Origin of the sequence: Paraburkholderia diazotrophica (assembly GCF_900108945.1) — a bacterium.
Classification (GTDB): domain Bacteria; phylum Pseudomonadota; class Gammaproteobacteria; order Burkholderiales; family Burkholderiaceae; genus Paraburkholderia; species Paraburkholderia diazotrophica.
Genome location: NZ_FNYE01000056.1, coordinates 25,053 through 40,072 on the forward strand (window position 1 = coordinate 25,053; position 15,020 = coordinate 40,072).

General features: G+C 62.1%; 14 protein-coding genes and 1 pseudogene. 5 read left to right on the plus strand and 10 right to left on the minus strand.

Annotated features, from left to right (window positions below; all coding sequences use genetic code 11):
- Window positions 1-50 precede the first annotated feature (50 nt).
- The gene (locus BMW76_RS36965) at window positions 51-908 is read right to left on the minus strand and encodes an oxidoreductase (protein WP_090873720.1); all 858 of its coding nucleotides are present in this window, start codon (window positions 906-908) and stop codon (window positions 51-53) included.
- A 117-nt stretch (window positions 909-1,025) separates the two neighbouring features.
- Here BMW76_RS36965 and BMW76_RS36970 point away from each other — a divergent pair.
- Both BMW76_RS36970 and BMW76_RS36975 read left to right on the plus strand, forming a co-directional pair.
- Window positions 1,026-1,956, plus strand: a pseudogene (locus BMW76_RS36970) (LysR family transcriptional regulator).
- 527 nt (window positions 1,957-2,483) lie between these two features.
- On the plus strand, window positions 2,484-3,974 hold the full coding sequence (locus tag BMW76_RS36975; RefSeq protein ID WP_143062417.1) for a cyclic diguanylate phosphodiesterase: 1,491 nt from the start codon (window positions 2,484-2,486) through the stop codon (window positions 3,972-3,974).
- Between the two features lie 36 nt (window positions 3,975-4,010).
- Here BMW76_RS36975 and BMW76_RS36980 read toward each other — a convergent pair whose 3' ends face one another.
- The 3 genes from BMW76_RS36980 to BMW76_RS36990 all read right to left on the minus strand — a co-directional run bounded on the left by BMW76_RS36980 (window position 4,011) and on the right by BMW76_RS36990 (window position 8,701).
- The gene (locus BMW76_RS36980) at window positions 4,011-5,384 is read right to left on the minus strand and encodes a sigma-54-dependent transcriptional regulator (RefSeq protein ID WP_090873722.1); all 1,374 of its coding nucleotides are present in this window, start codon (window positions 5,382-5,384) and stop codon (window positions 4,011-4,013) included.
- Entirely contained in the window at window positions 5,374-7,269 is a 1,896-nt protein-coding gene (locus tag BMW76_RS36985) for a sensor histidine kinase (protein ID WP_090873723.1), read from the minus strand. The genes BMW76_RS36980 and BMW76_RS36985 overlap by 11 nt, the downstream gene beginning before the upstream one ends.
- A gap of 106 nt (window positions 7,270-7,375) precedes the next feature.
- Complete coding sequence (locus BMW76_RS36990; RefSeq protein ID WP_245763547.1) at window positions 7,376-8,701, minus strand: 2-hydroxycarboxylate transporter family protein; 1,326 nt, start codon at window positions 8,699-8,701, stop codon at window positions 7,376-7,378.
- A gap of 310 nt (window positions 8,702-9,011) precedes the next feature.
- Here BMW76_RS36990 and BMW76_RS36995 point away from each other — a divergent pair, with 310 nt between their 5' ends.
- The gene (locus tag BMW76_RS36995; protein WP_090873725.1) at window positions 9,012-9,440 is read left to right on the plus strand and encodes a hypothetical protein; all 429 of its coding nucleotides are present in this window, start codon (window positions 9,012-9,014) and stop codon (window positions 9,438-9,440) included.
- An 88-nt stretch (window positions 9,441-9,528) separates the two neighbouring features.
- On the opposite strand, the gene BMW76_RS37000 is transcribed toward BMW76_RS36995, so the two are convergent.
- The 3 genes from BMW76_RS37000 to BMW76_RS37010 all read right to left on the minus strand — a co-directional run bounded on the left by BMW76_RS37000 (window position 9,529) and on the right by BMW76_RS37010 (window position 11,020).
- Window positions 9,529-9,945, minus strand: a complete 417-nt coding sequence (locus tag BMW76_RS37000) for an organic hydroperoxide resistance protein (protein WP_090873726.1) — start codon at window positions 9,943-9,945, stop codon at window positions 9,529-9,531.
- Window positions 9,946-9,971: 26 nt separating this feature from the next.
- Entirely contained in the window at window positions 9,972-10,250 is a 279-nt protein-coding gene (locus BMW76_RS37005; protein WP_177200610.1) for a hypothetical protein, read from the minus strand.
- A gap of 308 nt (window positions 10,251-10,558) precedes the next feature.
- Window positions 10,559-11,020, minus strand: coding sequence for a MarR family winged helix-turn-helix transcriptional regulator (locus BMW76_RS37010; RefSeq protein ID WP_090873728.1), 462 nt, complete (start codon window positions 11,018-11,020; stop codon window positions 10,559-10,561).
- A 179-nt stretch (window positions 11,021-11,199) separates the two neighbouring features.
- On the opposite strand from BMW76_RS37010, the gene BMW76_RS37015 reads away from it, so the two are divergent.
- Window positions 11,200-12,063, plus strand: coding sequence for a GNAT family N-acetyltransferase (locus BMW76_RS37015; RefSeq protein WP_090873735.1), 864 nt, complete (start codon window positions 11,200-11,202; stop codon window positions 12,061-12,063).
- A 5-nt stretch (window positions 12,064-12,068) separates the two neighbouring features.
- Here BMW76_RS37015 and BMW76_RS37020 read toward each other — a convergent pair whose 3' ends face one another.
- Window positions 12,069-12,935, minus strand: a complete 867-nt coding sequence (locus BMW76_RS37020; protein ID WP_090873729.1) for a 3-hydroxybutyryl-CoA dehydrogenase — start codon at window positions 12,933-12,935, stop codon at window positions 12,069-12,071.
- A 196-nt stretch (window positions 12,936-13,131) separates the two neighbouring features.
- On the opposite strand from BMW76_RS37020, the gene BMW76_RS37025 reads away from it, so the two are divergent.
- Window positions 13,132-13,557, plus strand: a complete 426-nt coding sequence (locus BMW76_RS37025) for a hypothetical protein (protein WP_090873730.1) — start codon at window positions 13,132-13,134, stop codon at window positions 13,555-13,557.
- 265 nt (window positions 13,558-13,822) lie between these two features.
- Here BMW76_RS37025 and BMW76_RS37030 read toward each other — a convergent pair whose 3' ends face one another.
- Both BMW76_RS37030 and BMW76_RS37035 read right to left on the minus strand, forming a co-directional pair.
- A complete protein-coding gene (locus BMW76_RS37030; protein ID WP_322789343.1) occupies window positions 13,823-14,539 on the minus strand; it encodes a hypothetical protein in 717 nt (238 codons plus the stop codon).
- 327 nt (window positions 14,540-14,866) lie between these two features.
- Window positions 14,867-15,020: response regulator transcription factor (locus BMW76_RS37035; RefSeq protein WP_143062418.1), on the minus strand; the 154-nt coding region annotated here is incomplete at its 5' end.

The following is a 15,020-nucleotide window of genomic DNA, read 5'->3' on the forward strand; positions in this document are numbered from 1 at the left end:
TTCGTCCTGGCGAACCGACCAATCACCCGCCATTAACGACGGACCGCGACTCAGACCGCGAAATCGGTCGATTGCGACAACGCCTTCCACGTCTGCGTTTCCGCCGTCACATACGCATTCTTGTCCGCGATGGCCTTCAGCGTATCCGTGCCGAGCGGCAGGCGCAGCGGCGGCGTTTGCGCGTCGGCGAGCGTAACGAGCGCGGTGGCCAGCTTCTCAGGATCGCCGGGCTGGTTATGGTTCATCCCGACAGCAAAGCGGCGAACCTTGCCCGACGTGTCGTCATAGTCATCGATGATGTCCTTGCCGACCACGAGCGACGACGCATCGAGGAAATCCGTGCGGAAGTAGCCCGGCTCGACGACGGTCGCATGAATGCCCAGCGGCGCCAGCTCGGCGCGCAGCGATTCCGTGATGCCTTCGACAGCGAACTTCGTCGAGCTATACACGCCGAATCCCGCTCCCGCGCGATAACCGCCAATCGACGACATGTTGATCACGTGCCCCGAGCGCTGCTTGCGCATCACGGGCAACACGGCGCGCGTTACATTCAGCAGACCAAAGACGTTGGTGTCGTACATGCGGCGCACGTCGGCGTCGCTCGATTCCTCGACGGCGGCGAGCAGGCCGAACCCAGCGTTGTTGACGAGCACGTCGATGCGGCCGAACTTCTCGACGGCCGCCGCAACAGCCGCTTTCGCTTGCGCCTCGTCGGTCACGTCGAGCGCGACGGGCAAGAGCGCGGGCGATTCGCCAAGACGCTCGACGATCGCGTCGACCTTGCGCCCCGCTGCGACGACGGCATTGCCATCCGCCAGCGCAGCCTGCGCGATCAGCGCGCCGAGGCCGCGCGATGCGCCCGTGATGAACCAGACGCGCTTGAACTGCTGTTTCGTGACGTTGTTCATGATCTGCTCCTACGTTCGTGGTGAGAGTGAAACGAAGGATAGGACGTCCGATTCGCACAAACTAGCCATGCATTGCTAGACTGATAATCAACTTTTATTTGCGAATCGGAGCCGCCGATGAACGAGGTCCGCGCAATTTCGATTTTCGTCCGGGCCGCGACGCTGGGGAATTTGCGCAAGGCGGCTGTGGATCAGGGCATCTCGCCACAAGCGGCCAGTCACGCGGTGATGCAACTGGAAAAGGCGCTGGGCGTGCGGCTGTTTCATCGGACGACGCGCAAGCTGAGCCTGACGGAAGAGGGACAACGGCTGCTGCAAAACGCGGAGCCCGCGCTCGCGATGCTATCGTCGGCCATCGACGACACGCGCCGTTCGAAGGAGGAAGTCGCGGGACCGTTGCGCGTGAGCGCGCCGAAAGCGTTGGGCCACGCCGTGCTGTGGGCCTTCGATCCTCGAATTCGCGGCGCTCTATCCGGACGTGCAACTGGACGTCCGTTTCGACGACCACTTCACCGATCTCGTCGCCGATCGCGCGGACGTCGGCTTTCGCGGCGGGTCGCCTCCTTCGGGCGGCGCGATCGCGCGGCGTCTCCTTCCTATTCAGTTGATCGTCTGCGCATCGCCCGCCTATCTCGAACGGCACGGCACGCCGAAGTCGGTCGACGAACTCGACGCGCATCGCTGCACGGGCTATCGCCGCGCGAACACAGGAAAGCAGGCGCCGTGGGAGTTCCTGATCGGCAACGAGATCGTCTACCGCGAGATTGCGTCGACGTTGTGCGCGAACGATATCGACGCGGAAACGGAAGCCGTTCTCGCAGGTCTCGCAATAGGGCAGCTAGGCAGCTTTTCGGCTGCGCCGCACATTCGCGGCGGACGGCTCGTGCCATTGCTCACGCAACATGTGACGCAACGCGAGTCCATCTACATCTACTACCGACACCGCACGGAGCAGCCGTTGCGCGTGAGAACGTTCATCGACTTCATGATTGGTCGGCTCGCGAACAACAAGGACTTCTTTCTCGACCCGTCCGAACTAGGCGCTTGATTGCATCGAGAGAGGGCGCGAATAAAAACGCGAAAAGAGTGTTTCGTATATGCGGAAAGTCTAATGCGAAAAATGCAATAAAACCGGCGAAAATGGCGTGCATCAGAAGGTAGTTTTCGGTTTATTCCGTCCATGCCAACTGGCTACATTAAGCGCCGAAAAATGAAGTTCGCAACTCCCATATCGCTTGTGCATAAGAGCACAAACGCCCTTTAAATCGGGCATAAACGCTCTATCACAGCGTTTTACAATAGCGCAGCAATGCCTATTGATGAGGAATACCAACCCCTTGCACTGTTTATCCGTGTGTTGGTACAAAACATGCAAATGGTTCGCGTGCTATATTGACCTGACTATCACAACCGCACACGCAATGCGGTGAGCGACCCACGCATGCCTGCAATTCCCCAATACCGCCGGACCCCGATGTGAGAAAGCTTTTCGCTTTTCGCAAACCCGCTTTTGCGGGACGTGGCGTTACGCCGACGCTTGCGCTCATCGTCGCGGTCGCGTGTGGAATGTGCGTCATGGCAACGGCCGTCATCTGGGGAAAACAGGCAGGCGACGAATCCGTGCAAGAGCGCGAGAGTCTGATTGCGCGCGACATGGTCGCGTCGATCGATCGCATACTCGACAACGTCGTCACGCGCCGGCGCGTAGAACTGCGCAGTATTCCCGGACAGTCGTGCGCACTCGTCGCGCATCGACTCGCCGAACTCAGGACGTATGTTCACTACGTTCGCGCGATCGATCTCGTCGAGCATCGGCGCTTATATTGCTCTTCGGCACTCGGGCCAATCGACGTTCCGCTGACGGACTATCTGAAACCGGCACCGTCGGGTATCTCAATCGGGCTGGCTGCCGGCACGTTCAGTCAGCCCGATACGCCCGTGATGCCGTTGTATATGTCGACGGGACCGGACACGGGTTTGCTCTACATCGTCGAGGCAGCCTATCTCGCCGATACGCTCGCGCACGGCGTGCGCTACGAAGCGGATCACGTCGTCCTCGTCGTGTCCAACGCAGGCGCGCTGAACAACAGCGGCAACATGATTCCCGCCGACAGCGCAGCCGCGCAGCAAGGCACACGCGCATCGTCGACGCGCTGGGCCTTCTCGGTCGCCGTCGCCGCCGCGCCGGAATTCGTTTCGCACGCGCACTGGAAGTACGGTTTGCTGGCAGGCGCAGCGGCCCTGCTCGTGAATCTGCTGATCGCCGCCGCCTGGCTGATCGCGTTCGCTCCGCGCCGCCTGATGCTCGCCGCCGTGCGCCGCGGTCTGAAGCATGGACAACTTCACTTCGCGTATCAGCCCATCGTCGAAATTGCGACGCGCCGCATCTCGGGCGTTGAAGCACTGATTCGCTGGACGCATCCGAAATGGGGCCCCGTCAATCCCGGCGTATTCATGGTGGAAGTCGAGCGCAGCAGCCTGCTGCCTCGCATCACGCGTTTCGCGCTCGAGCGCGCGTCAGATGAAATCGCGCAGAAGACAAAGATCCGTCCGCTGCGCCTCGCAGTGAATATCGCGCCGATGGATCTGGAGCGCGACGGCTTCGTCGCGGACGTGCTGGCCGTGAACGAGAAGCTCCCCGACGACATCACGCTCGTGCTCGAACTGACCGAGCGGCTGCTGCTCCAGAAACATCCGCGAACAGAAGCGATCTTCCAGCGCCTGAAGGCGCACGGCGTGAAGTTCGCCATCGACGATTTCGGCACGCAGCACAGCAATCTCGATCTGCTCGGCCGTTTCCCATTCGATTACGTGAAGATCGACGGGCAGTTCGTGCGGCAGATCGACAAGAAAGGATACGAACTGATCCGCGCGATCGCCGGCGTGGCCAAACACTACGGCATGGAAGTGATTGCCGAAGGCGTCGAAACCGCGGCCCAGCATGAAGCGCTGCGCAGCCTCGGCATTCCGTTCGGTCAAGGCTATTTTTATCAGCGCCCGATGCCCGTCTCCGCGCTCTTCGTCGATGCCGATACCGCGTCGCAAGGCGCGAGCGTTGTTCCTTAGAGCCGGATCGTCGCCGCGTGGTGCCGTCGGCTCGCGTTACGTGTCGATCTCTTCGCCTTGCGCATCGCGCGCCGCAATCTTGAGCTGACGCAGCTTGTGATAGAGCGTCTTCTTCGGCATGCCGAGCGCGTCGCTCGCATCCGAGACGTTGCCGTGATGACGTCGCAGCATGTCCTCGATCAGCATGCGCTCGAAGTACGCCATCTGTTCCGCGAGCGTGCCGCCTTTCGCCGTGCCCTTGTTCGGATCGTTGCCTTCCGTCAGCAGACTGTCGCCCGTCAGCCCGAGCACGAAGCGGTCCGCGACATTCTGCAATTCGCGCACGTTGCCCGGCCACTGATGCGTCATCAGCTCCGACACCTGCGTCGCCGACACGATAGGCGCAGGCTGTCCGAACCGCCGCGCGGCCGCGAGCACGAAATGCTCGAACAGAAGCGGCACGTCTTCGCGGCGCTCGCGCAAAGGCGGCAGTTCGATCTGCGCGACGTTCAATCGATACAGCAGGTCCGCGCGAAAACGTCCGTCGGCGGATAGCGCCGCGAGATCGGCCTTCGATGCCGCGATCACCCTGCAATCGACGGCTATCGATTCGTTCGCGCCCAGCCGCTCCAGCGTTCGCTCCTGCAACACGCGCAGCATCTTGATCTGTAGCGCGACGGGCATCGTTTCGATCTCGTCGAGAAAGAGCGTGCCGCCGTTCGCCCATTCGATCTTGCCGATGCGCTTCTTGATTGCGCCCGTAAACGCACCCGCTTCGTGGCCGAACAGCTCGCTTTCGAAAATCTGCTCCGGCAGACCGCCGCAATTGAGCGCGACGAAATGGTTGTCGCGCCGCCCGCCGAAATCGTGCAGGCTGCGCGCGATCAGTTCCTTGCCCGTGCCCGTCTCGCCCGTGATCAGCACCGACACCGACGTATCGGCGAGACGCAATATCTTCTTGCGTACTTCGGCCATCGCGGGCGACTTGCCGAGCACCATCGCCTCGATGCCCTGCCAGTTGTGCAGCGCGGCGCGCAAGCCTTGCACTTCGAGCGTGAGCCGCCGCTTCTCGACGGCGCGCGCCACGCGGCCCGCGATATGGTCCGAAGAGAACGGCTTCTCGATGAAGTCGTACGCGCCGACCTGCATCGCGCCCACGGCCGTCGATATATCGGCGTGTCCGCTGATCAACACGACGGGGATTTGCGAATCGATCGCCATCACCTTGTCGAGCAGTTGCAATCCGTCGATGCCCGGCATCCGCACATCCGATACGATCACGAGCGGCGCGCCCGGCGCGACTTCAGCGAGCGCCTCTTTCGCCGACGCATATGCACTGACGGGAAAGCCCGCGAGCGCAACCGCCTGCTCGACGCCGAAGCGAACGTTCTCGTCATCCTCGACGACGAGCACGCGAATCTCATCTCCCATGGGCCATCCTCTGCGACGTCGCCGCCGCGAATTCGATAGTGAATTGTGCGCCGCCCTCCGCGCCGCCGTGTGCCTGATTCGAAGCGGTGATCTTCGCGCCAAAGCCTTCGACGATGCGCGACGTGATCGCGAGCCCGAGGCCGAGTCCATGTCCGCGCGGCTTGGTCGTGACGAACGGCTCGAACAGATGCGCGAGCACTTCGGGCGCGATGCCCGCGCCGCTATCGGCGATCGTGAAGAGCACGCGCTCGCGTTCGTCAGGCTCGCCGGCGACGATGGTAATGACGCGCCTCTCCTGGTTGCGCACAGCATCGAGCGCATTGCCAAGCAGATTCACGATGACCTGCTGCAACTGGCTCGACTCTGCCCACAGCATCGTCCCCGATCCGATCTTCACGTCGAGTCGCACGTCTTCGTCGCGAATGCGCGCATCGTAGATGAGCCGTGCGTGCGCGACGGCTTCGTTGAGCGACACCGCGACGCGCTCGACTTCCGGCTTGCGCGCGAACGTCTTCAGCTCCGACGTCAATACGGCCATGCTGTCGACGAGTTTTGCAACACGTTCGAGATTCGCGACGGCCTGCGCCGGCTGGTTGCGCTCGAAGAACGTGCGCGCGTTGTCGCACAGCGTCCGGATAGCGACGAGCGGCTGATTCAGTTCGTGCGTGAGGCCCGCGGCCATCTGCCCGAGCACGGCCAGCTTGCCCGCGTGCACGACTTCCTGCTGCGTATCGCGCAGACGCTGCTCAGTGCGCTTGCGCTCGACGATTTCCTGCTGCATGCGTTCGTTCGTCGCCGTCAGTGCCGCCGTGCGTTGCGCGACGGTAATCTCGAGTTGATCGTTCGCGAGACGCAACGCATCTTGTGCGTTGAGCTTTTCGGCGATCGTCCGGCGGCGCTGGATCGCGTATAGCGCATAGAGGCCGGCGATCAGGAAGGCACCCGTCACGAACGCGAGCGCAAGCTGCTGTTGATGGCGCGCGCCCGCGACGTCAAGCAGCACCATCACCGAATCGCCCGCTTGCGGCGCGGATCGCGACATCGCGAGAAAGCGCGTCGTCTTGCCAGGGCGCCGCCAGTCGGGAAAGCGTCCGAGCCACGCGTTGCCGTTCCAGTCGCCGACGCGTTGATATGACAGTGCATCGACGTTGCGGCCCGCGTATTGACGCGAAGCCTGAATGTCACGCTGCTGCTGCGCGGTGATCGGCCGAAGCGCGGTGAACTTCCACGCGGGCACCGTCGAAATGACGACCACGCCGTTGCCGTCGATGACCATCGCCGCTTCGCCGGGCGTGCGCCATGCGGATTCGAGCGCATCGACGCTCACCTTCACGGCCGCTGCGCCGATTGGCTTGCCCGCATCGCGCACCGCGCTCGCGAAGTACAGCCCGGGCATGCCTGTGTTCGTGCCGATGCCGAAGAAGCGCCCCGAGCCGTGCGCGAGTGCGTCCTTGAAGTACGGCCGATACGAAACGTTGGTGCCGACGAAGCTGAGCGACTGGTTCCAGTTGCTCGCGGCAATCACGGAGCCCTGCAGGTCGATCACGTCGACGGCAAGGCTGCCCGCGTCGTTGTTCACCGCTTCGAGGTAGGTGTCGACTTCGTGCAGCAGCTCGGGCGAGGCGGCGGGGCCCGCGCCCAGCAACGCGCGCACGCTGTCCTGCCGCGCGACGATGGCAGGCATCATCTCGAAGCGGCCTAGCTCGCTCTTCAGGCTTGCCGTGTACAGGTCCAGCCGATGCGCGCCGACTTCAGCGAGCGCATCGATCGCGCGGTCCCACGCAAACTCGACGGCCGCCGCGGCCACGCCGAAATACAGCGCGGCCGCGGCGGCCCATCCCCACAACGGTATCCCTCTTATTCTCATGCGCACGTTCAGCCTCATCGATACGCAATGCCTGTTGGCGAAATGCGAGTGAGCCGCGCTCGACACCCGGCGACGCCCGCGCCGCGCGTTGCCGCATGGTCAGGCCGCGTCGGGCAACGGCGCATCAACCGAAATGCGCAAGCACGATCAGCGTCAGCGTGACCACGATCGCGCCGCCAATACGCGTGGCGATCTGCGCGAACGGCATCAGCGTCATGCGGTTCGCGGCCGTCAGGATCGCGACGTCGCCCGTGCCGCCCTGGCCGCTGTGGCAGGCGTTCACGATCGCCGTGTCGATAGGGTACATCTTCAACAGACGCGCAACCACAAAGCCCGTGCCCATCAGGGTCGCGACCGTCGCGACGATCGTCACGATGTTGGCGAACGTGAACGCGGCGATCAGCTTGTCCCACGGCGTCATCGCGACGCCGATCGCGAACAGCAGCGGATACGTGACAGCTGTCGAGAAGAACTTGTAGACGACGAACGCGCCTTCCTGCAACTGCGGCGACACGGCGCGCGCGAGCTTCACCAGCACCGCGAGAAACAGCATCGCGACGGGCGCGGGCAAGCCGAACAAGTCGCGGCACGCCAGGCCGAGCAGATACAGCGTGATCGCCGTGATGCCGGCCGCCGCGATATGCGTCACGTCGATATGGCCGGTGATTTCTTCTTTCACGGGGTCCATTTCATCCGTCTCGCCGACCTGCAGACGCCCTTCGCCCGTCAGATGCGGAAAGCGCTTGCCGAGCATGTCGAGCGCGCCGGAGAGCACGATCGCCGTGAGGCTGCCGAGCATCACGGGCGGCAGCACCTGCGCGAACAGTTCGCCTTGCGGCAGATGCATGATCTCCGAGTAGCCGACCGACAGCGGAATCGCGCCCTCGCCCACGCCGCCCGCCATGATGGGCACGACGATATACAGCAGCGTGTGACGCACGCCGAGCCCGAACGCCGCGCCGACTGCGGTGCCGACAAGCGCAGCCGCCATCGATCCGACAGCGAGCGGCACGAAGATCTTCAGGAAGCCCTGAATCAGCACGCGCCGGTCCATGCTCAGAATGCTGCCGACGATGATCGACGCGATGAACAGGTACAGGAAGTTCGTCTGCTTGGTGAACTCGGTGGTGAGATGAAGGATGGGCTTCGGCAGCAGGTGATAGAAGGTCAGCGCGGAAGGCACGAAGGTGGCGCAGATCGCGGCAGCGCCGATGTTGCGAAGAATCGGCAGACGTTTGCCCAACTCGGCGCACGTGAAGCCGAAAAACGCGAGCACGGCGATGGCCATCGATATCTCGCCCGGCACCTTGCCCGTGACGGCGAAGCCCGCGATCAGCGCGAGCAGGATGAAATAGACGGGCAGCGGAATGATGCCGATCCGGTATTCCATCAGCTTCCACCAGCCTTCCGGCCAGAAGCGGGTCTTGCTGGTGGATTGCTGCGCAGGAATCGGCTGCGAGTGGCTCGGGGCGTGGGAAGTCGTTTGCAAAGCATGTCTCCTTGATTTGAGTGCGCGGACTGCGTCGCGGCGTCGCGCATCGTCGTGGTGGCCGCGTGACCAGTGGGCGGCAATAGTGCAAGGGCCATGCCAGAATCCGGCTTGCGCGCACCGCTCCATCTCCTTGATTTGATTTGGTTTTTATTGAATGGAAAAGTATGGGCGGCCGAGTCGTTCTGAGATTTCAGAATCGGTCCGGCGGGGAGGCTGAGATTTCATCCATTCGCTAGAATCTCCGCGATGGGCTCAACGCGGAGGAACGATGGAAAGCACGTGGCAATTCCAGATCAGGATCACCGTGGCCGACGAACGGGCCAGCGCGTTGCGCGCAGACCCCGCATCGGACAACTATCCGCCGCTGCGCGACATCTTGCGGCAGCACAAGGCGTCGCTGAAATGCCAGTTCGATGCATTCGCCGATTACGTCAAGGAAGCGGAAGCGATGGGCACGTCGGCATACCGGCTCTACGAATGGACGAGACAAACGATCGAGAACCCCGAGAAGAAGGCGAAGTACTTGCGGTCCTTTACCGTGTATGTCGAAGGTGAAGACGTGTACGACGAGGACATCGCCGATTCGCTTGAGTCGGCACTGTCGGCGCTGCCCGGCGATGCGGGCATCGAGCGCGTTTTCAAATACGACACCGATCCGGCAAATAATCCGCAGCCGCCGCAAGCGAATCGCGGTTGAATCGCGGTTGAATCGCAGCTATTGGCGACCGGCGAGCGGTCCGCTCGTCCCTTTCACCAAGGAGACTTCGCGGACCGTCCTAAACACATCAAACGAGCGCGATTTCAACGTCGATATTGCCGCGCGTCGCCTTCGAGTACGGGCAAGTCTGATGTGCCGCATCGACAAGCGCTTGCGCGATGTCGCGCGCCACGCCCGGCAGACTCACGTTGAGACGCGCCTGCAGGAAGTAACCGCCCTCGCCCGTGCCCAGGTCCACTTCGGCGTCGACGCTCGCATCGGCGGGCAGCGTCACTTTCAGTTCGCGCGCCGCAAGACCCATCGCGCCGATGAAGCAGGCCGACCAGCCCGCCGCAAACAGCTGCTCGGGGTTCGTGCCCTTGCCGTTCGTACCGGGCGTCGAAAGCTGGATTTCCAGCCGGCCATCCGAACTGCGCGACGCGCCTTCCCGCCCGCCCGACGTGTGAGTCTCGCCTGTGTAGAGTACGTTTTCGATGCGTGCCATGATTATTTCCTTTGCGTGTTGTGTGATTAGTGATGCTTGAAGGTCGAGCCGATGTCGCTGGCGATCACGCGATGACCCGACTGAATCGCCGAATCCGTCACGCCGCCAACCGCGGCCGTATTTTCGTTGACCGTCGCTTCGCGGCCAGCGCCTGCAACGATCGCGGCGGCACCTTGCTGCGAAGCCGACGCGCCCTGGATCGGGTTGTAGTGCGGCGCGGGACCATATCCGCTCGCGAATGCGGAAGCCGAAGCAGCAACGCTCACTGCAACAAAAACTGCGGCTTTAAAGAACTTGCTCATCATTTCTCTCCGGTAGTTGAAGACCCTCGATCGAGGGCACTCTGTCTGTCTACAAATCGCTGACGGATGCGGATTGGCGCTTCGGCTCATCATCATCCGACTCAACAGCGTACGCGATTCAATCGCATGCGATGCATTTTAAGCAAAGCCAGATGCATGTCAAGCATGCGATTCAATCGCGTGCGATCATTTTTTGGAAAAGACTTGTGCGAAAAGAGTGCGCGGCATCGGCATTGGGCCGGGTGCGCGTAAACGCGCAGCGCGGGCGCGGCAGACATGCCGGGCCCGCGCTGCATCAGGCGGAAATACGATTACTGCTGCTCGTTGACCGCTTTGACCAGGTTGTTGCGCAGCGTGACGATCGCCTTCTGCACCTTCGAGAATTCATCGGGCGTGAGGCCCGTGGCCTCGACGAGATCCATGTTCAGCGCCTTCTCGCGCAGGCGTCGGCCGCTTTTCGTCAGACTGACGCGTACCTGGCGTTCGTCTTCGGGATCGCGTTGCCGCTCCAGATAGCCCATGCCTTCGAGCTTCTTCAGGATCGGCGTCAGCGTGTTCGATTCGAGAAACAGCTTTTCGCCGAGGCTGCTGACGGTCTGATCATCCTCTTCCCACAACGCGATCACCGTGATGTATTGCGTGTAGGTCAGTCCAAGCTCTTCGAGAATCGGCTTGTACGCCTTGCCGAACGCGAGATTCGCCGAATAAACGGCGAAACACAGAAAATCGGCGAGCTTCGGATTCGCGGCGTCTGCCTTGGCGGTGGTCTTCATATGCGTCCTCGTCGGCGGGAGACGGATGTCTCGTCACAGACGCATTATATATCGCATGCGATTTAATCGCAAAAGCTTGACACTGAACGAGGGTTGATCATCGCATGTACCATCCAGGCGATTTTGGCTGCATGATAAGCGTCGATGGACATGGATACGAACTGCATCAAGGACACACCATGGACGAATCGACGAATACGGCGCGCGACTTCATCGTGCGCACGATGACAACCGGCGAAGTGGATCGCGCAATCGAATGGGCCGCGATCGAAGGCTGGAATCCCGGCATGCACGACACCCGCTGCTTTCGCGCAGCCGATCCCGATGGGTTCTTCGTCGGCGTGTGGCGCGGCGAACCCATCGGCTCGATTTCCGCCGTCGCGTACGACGCGCATTTCGGCTTTATCGGTCTGTATATCGTCAAGCCGGAATTTCGCGGCAAAGGGCTCGGCCTGCGCATTTGGCAGCATGGCATCGCGTATCTCGGCGAGCGCAACATCGGACTCGATGGCGTGGTCGCGCAACAGCCGAACTATCGAAAGTCAGGCTTTGCGCTTGCGTACCGGAACATACGGTTTCAGGGCATCGCGAAGGCTGGCATTGCGGGCAGCGCAGCGTTATCCGATGCGCACGCGCTGCCCTTCGATCAGCTCAGTGCCTATGACCGTCGGTTCTTCCCCGCGCCGCGCAACGGCTTTCTGCGCGCGTGGATCGATCAGCCGGATGCCGTCGCGCTGGCGGACGTCGTCGATGGACAGATGCGCGGATATGGCGTGCTGCGCCGATGCCGCGAGGGCCGCAAGATCGGGCCGCTGTTCGCCGACGACGCGCAGATCGCCGAAACGCTGTTCAGCGCGCTCGTCGCGCATTGTCCCGGAGAAATCGTGACGCTCGATGTGCCCGAGCCCAATCCGGCAGCCGTGGCGCTTGCAGTGCGCCACAGCATGACGAGCGTGTTCGAAACGGCACGCATGTACACGGAAGAGGCGCCGGACATTCCGCTCGCGCAGGTGTTCGGCGTCACTTCGTTCGAGTTGGGCTAACGGTTTTACCGCTTCTGATCGTAGCGATACACGCCGTGTCCCGCCTTGCGGCCCAGCCTCCCGGCCGCGACGAGTTCGCGCAGCAACGGACACGCGCGATACTTCGAATCGCCGAAGTCCTTCAGGAACACATCCATCACGGACAGGCACACGTCGAGCCCGATGAGATCCGCGAGCGCGAGCGGCCCGATCGGGTGATTTGCGCCGAGCCGCATGCCCTCGTCGATTTCCTCCGCCGTCGCGATGCCTTCCGCCAGCGCGAAAAACGCTTCGTTGATCATCGGCACGAGAATCCGGTTGACCACGAAACCCGGCGCGTTCTTCACGTTGACAGCCGTCTTGCCGAGCCGCTGCGTCAGTTCGCGCACGGCGGCGGCTGTATCGTCGCCTGTCTGCACGCCGCGAATCACTTCGACGAGTGGCAGCAGCGGCACCGGGTTGAAGAAGTGCATTCCGACGAAACGCTCGGGCTTCGTAAGCGTCGCGGCAAGAGCCGTGATCGAGATCGACGACGTGTTCGACGCGACGATCGTCTCGCCGCTCACGATGGATTCGATCTGCCGCAGGATGCGGATCTTCAGTTCGACGTTCTCCGTCGCTGCTTCGACGACGATATCCGCACCAGCGAGGCGCTGATAGTCGGTCGACGTTTCGATGCGCGTGAGCGCCGCATCGCGCGCCGATGCGTCGATCTTGCCCTTCTCGACCAGCTTCGCGAGACTCGCTGTGAGCGTCGCGACGCCCTTTTCGAGCGCGGCGTCCGTGACGTCGATGAGCACCACCTTGACGCCCGCCACCGCCGACACCTGCGCGATTCCGTTGCCCATCGTGCCTGCGCCGACGATGCCTATCGTTTCGATCTTCGTTGCCATTACTGCTCCTCTGCTTGCTGAATTGTGCGGATTACCGGGATTGCCATTGACGCCTTGCGGCGCGTCATGGGCGATACGATACCTGTTTCTCGCGGGCATTCGCGTGAAACCGGGCAATTCGCGATGGACGCCGGAATGAACGGTTGAAGCGAGCAGCTATATCATCGGGGGAAATCGATTCATCGAAGGTCTCACCATGCTGTCCGTCGATCTGAACCCGAAACGAAAGCGCGAGAACCCGCTGCTGTGGGTTTTCGAGCCTCTCGAACGAGACCCCGGCTACTCGCGCGAACGGTTCTTCAACATGCAGGCCGCCTGGCTCGACGGCCTGCTTTATCTCGCCGTCGCAAGCGGTGAAGAACCATGGAATGGGCTCCTCGTGTGCACGTCACATGACCGGCAAGCTGGATTGCTGCGCGAGTACTCCGCGCTCGTCCCGCATCCTGTGCTCGGCAAGTGGCTGTATGTGTCGCAAAGTCATCCCGAGTTCGAAACCGCCGCGCAGGACATGATCGCGCTCGCGCGCGAGCGCGATCCGCGCATGGGTGTCGTGCCGGGCAAACGCAAGCGGTCGCCCGATGTGATCGAAATGAAGGCCTCGTCGGCGAAAAAGAAAAAGTAGGCGTCGCGCGTTTGACCGCATGATCGGGCCATTTCGTGCAAGGCCGAAGTTGCCGCCGTAGGCGCGCGGAGTGGGTGGTGGCGGTAGACCGGTAGTTGCATTTTCGCGCGGCAGAGCGAGTCGTCTGCACGTCCCCTTTGCGAAGCGTTGGCTATGAAACACTCGAAAGGCCTGCGAACTTTGTCCCCAAGTGGCGGCACAATCTCTTTTCTATGACGCCGCCCCTGCCAGTGCTTCCGCGCGTTGTGAACCATTGCGCGTGCAGCTAAAGGCGCATCCAGTATGTATCGGGAATCGCTCGATCCTCGTCCGACAGGAACGGATTATCCAGCCGTATCACCTTCCTGCCGCCCAGATTCCCAAGCTTCAACCCGTTCTGGATGTACGGATGCGTATTGAACAACTTCAGATACGAGCCGTCGCGCCAGGCGGCCGTGAAGCCACGCTCGATCGTCGCGGCAAGTTCTCGATGATTCGGCGACACATAGAACAGAAAATCGGAGCGATACGCGAGCAGCAGACTTTGCTCGACGGCGAGATCAGGCTCGGTCGCCCGGCGCGATTCCAGCTCGGGAAACGCCTCGATTACGCCGCGCGGAAAATAGTCGACGCGCCGGCCTTCCAGCATCTTGAAGATCGTCTCGTACGTCGAAGGGGTCTGCACGCGAAGGCCGGCGTTGCGCATGATCCCGGCATCGATCCAGCCGAGTCCCTGGACGCCCGTCATCGAGCGAAGGTCCTCCAGCGTTTCGATCCCGTCGAAATCGGCCTGGCGGTCCTGTCTGATCAAAAACACGCGATAGCCGATCAGACCGCGGTGAATCGGGATATGCACGACGTTCAGGCCGCGCTCGGCCTGCGCCTCCATGCTCGTCCAGTGCAGGTTGATCGTCGTACCGCTGGCGAGTTCAGCAAGCGCGCGGCTGCGCTCCATCACGACCTCGACCTGACGCGCCGTATAGGACGCGTTGGCCGCTTTCATCGCGACATCCAGCGTTGCGAGCGCGAACGCCGCATGCACGTCGCGACCCGGCCTGATCTGCGGATAGACAATGTCGAAATGCTGGTCCGGTGCGGCCCGCGCGGCAAACACCGCGCCCGCGGCAGCACTCGCCGCCGTGATAATAAAGCGCCTGCGATGCATAACCACTGCTGACTCGAACTGGGTCGTACAGGTGGCTCGCGTTTTTGCCGGCGAGCCTGACGAAATCCTGTCACGGGCGATGCCGCAAAAAAATGCGGACAAACCCCCTGGCAGGATGCTTACCGATACTCACTCCATCCCTGCATTTCGCGGGGTGAGCATCCTCTACTCGACGATCAATCTGTGCCGGATCGCGTACCGGATCACCTCGGCATTGTTGGAAAGCCCGAGCTTCTGCATCAGTCGCATCTTGTGTGTACTGATCGTTTTCGCGCTGAGCGCGCACGCGTCGGCGATTTCGTTGATGCTCCTGCCCGCC

Coding starts and splice junctions, on each gene's coding strand:
- BMW76_RS36985 (WP_090873723.1), bottom strand. CDS start 7,269: ATGAGGCTGAACGTGCGCATGAGAATAAGAGGGATACCGTTGTGGGGA.
- BMW76_RS37005 (WP_177200610.1), bottom strand. CDS start 10,250: ATGATGAGCAAGTTCTTTAAAGCCGCAGTTTTTGTTGCAGTGAGCGTT.
- BMW76_RS36995 (WP_090873725.1), top strand. CDS start 9,012: ATGGAAAGCACGTGGCAATTCCAGATCAGGATCACCGTGGCCGACGAA.
- BMW76_RS37030 (WP_322789343.1), bottom strand. CDS start 14,539: ATGAAAGCGGCCAACGCGTCCTATACGGCGCGTCAGGTCGAGGTCGTG.
- BMW76_RS36975 (WP_143062417.1), top strand. CDS start 2,484: ATGGCAACGGCCGTCATCTGGGGAAAACAGGCAGGCGACGAATCCGTG.
- BMW76_RS36965 (WP_090873720.1), bottom strand. CDS start 908: ATGAACAACGTCACGAAACAGCAGTTCAAGCGCGTCTGGTTCATCACG.
- BMW76_RS37020 (WP_090873729.1), bottom strand. CDS start 12,935: ATGGCAACGAAGATCGAAACGATAGGCATCGTCGGCGCAGGCACGATG.
- BMW76_RS37010 (WP_090873728.1), bottom strand. CDS start 11,020: ATGAAGACCACCGCCAAGGCAGACGCCGCGAATCCGAAGCTCGCCGAT.
- BMW76_RS37000 (WP_090873726.1), bottom strand. CDS start 9,945: ATGGCACGCATCGAAAACGTACTCTACACAGGCGAGACTCACACGTCG.
- BMW76_RS37015 (WP_090873735.1), top strand. CDS start 11,200: ATGGACGAATCGACGAATACGGCGCGCGACTTCATCGTGCGCACGATG.
- BMW76_RS37025 (WP_090873730.1), top strand. CDS start 13,132: ATGCTGTCCGTCGATCTGAACCCGAAACGAAAGCGCGAGAACCCGCTG.
- BMW76_RS36980 (WP_090873722.1), bottom strand. CDS start 5,384: ATGGGAGATGAGATTCGCGTGCTCGTCGTCGAGGATGACGAGAACGTT.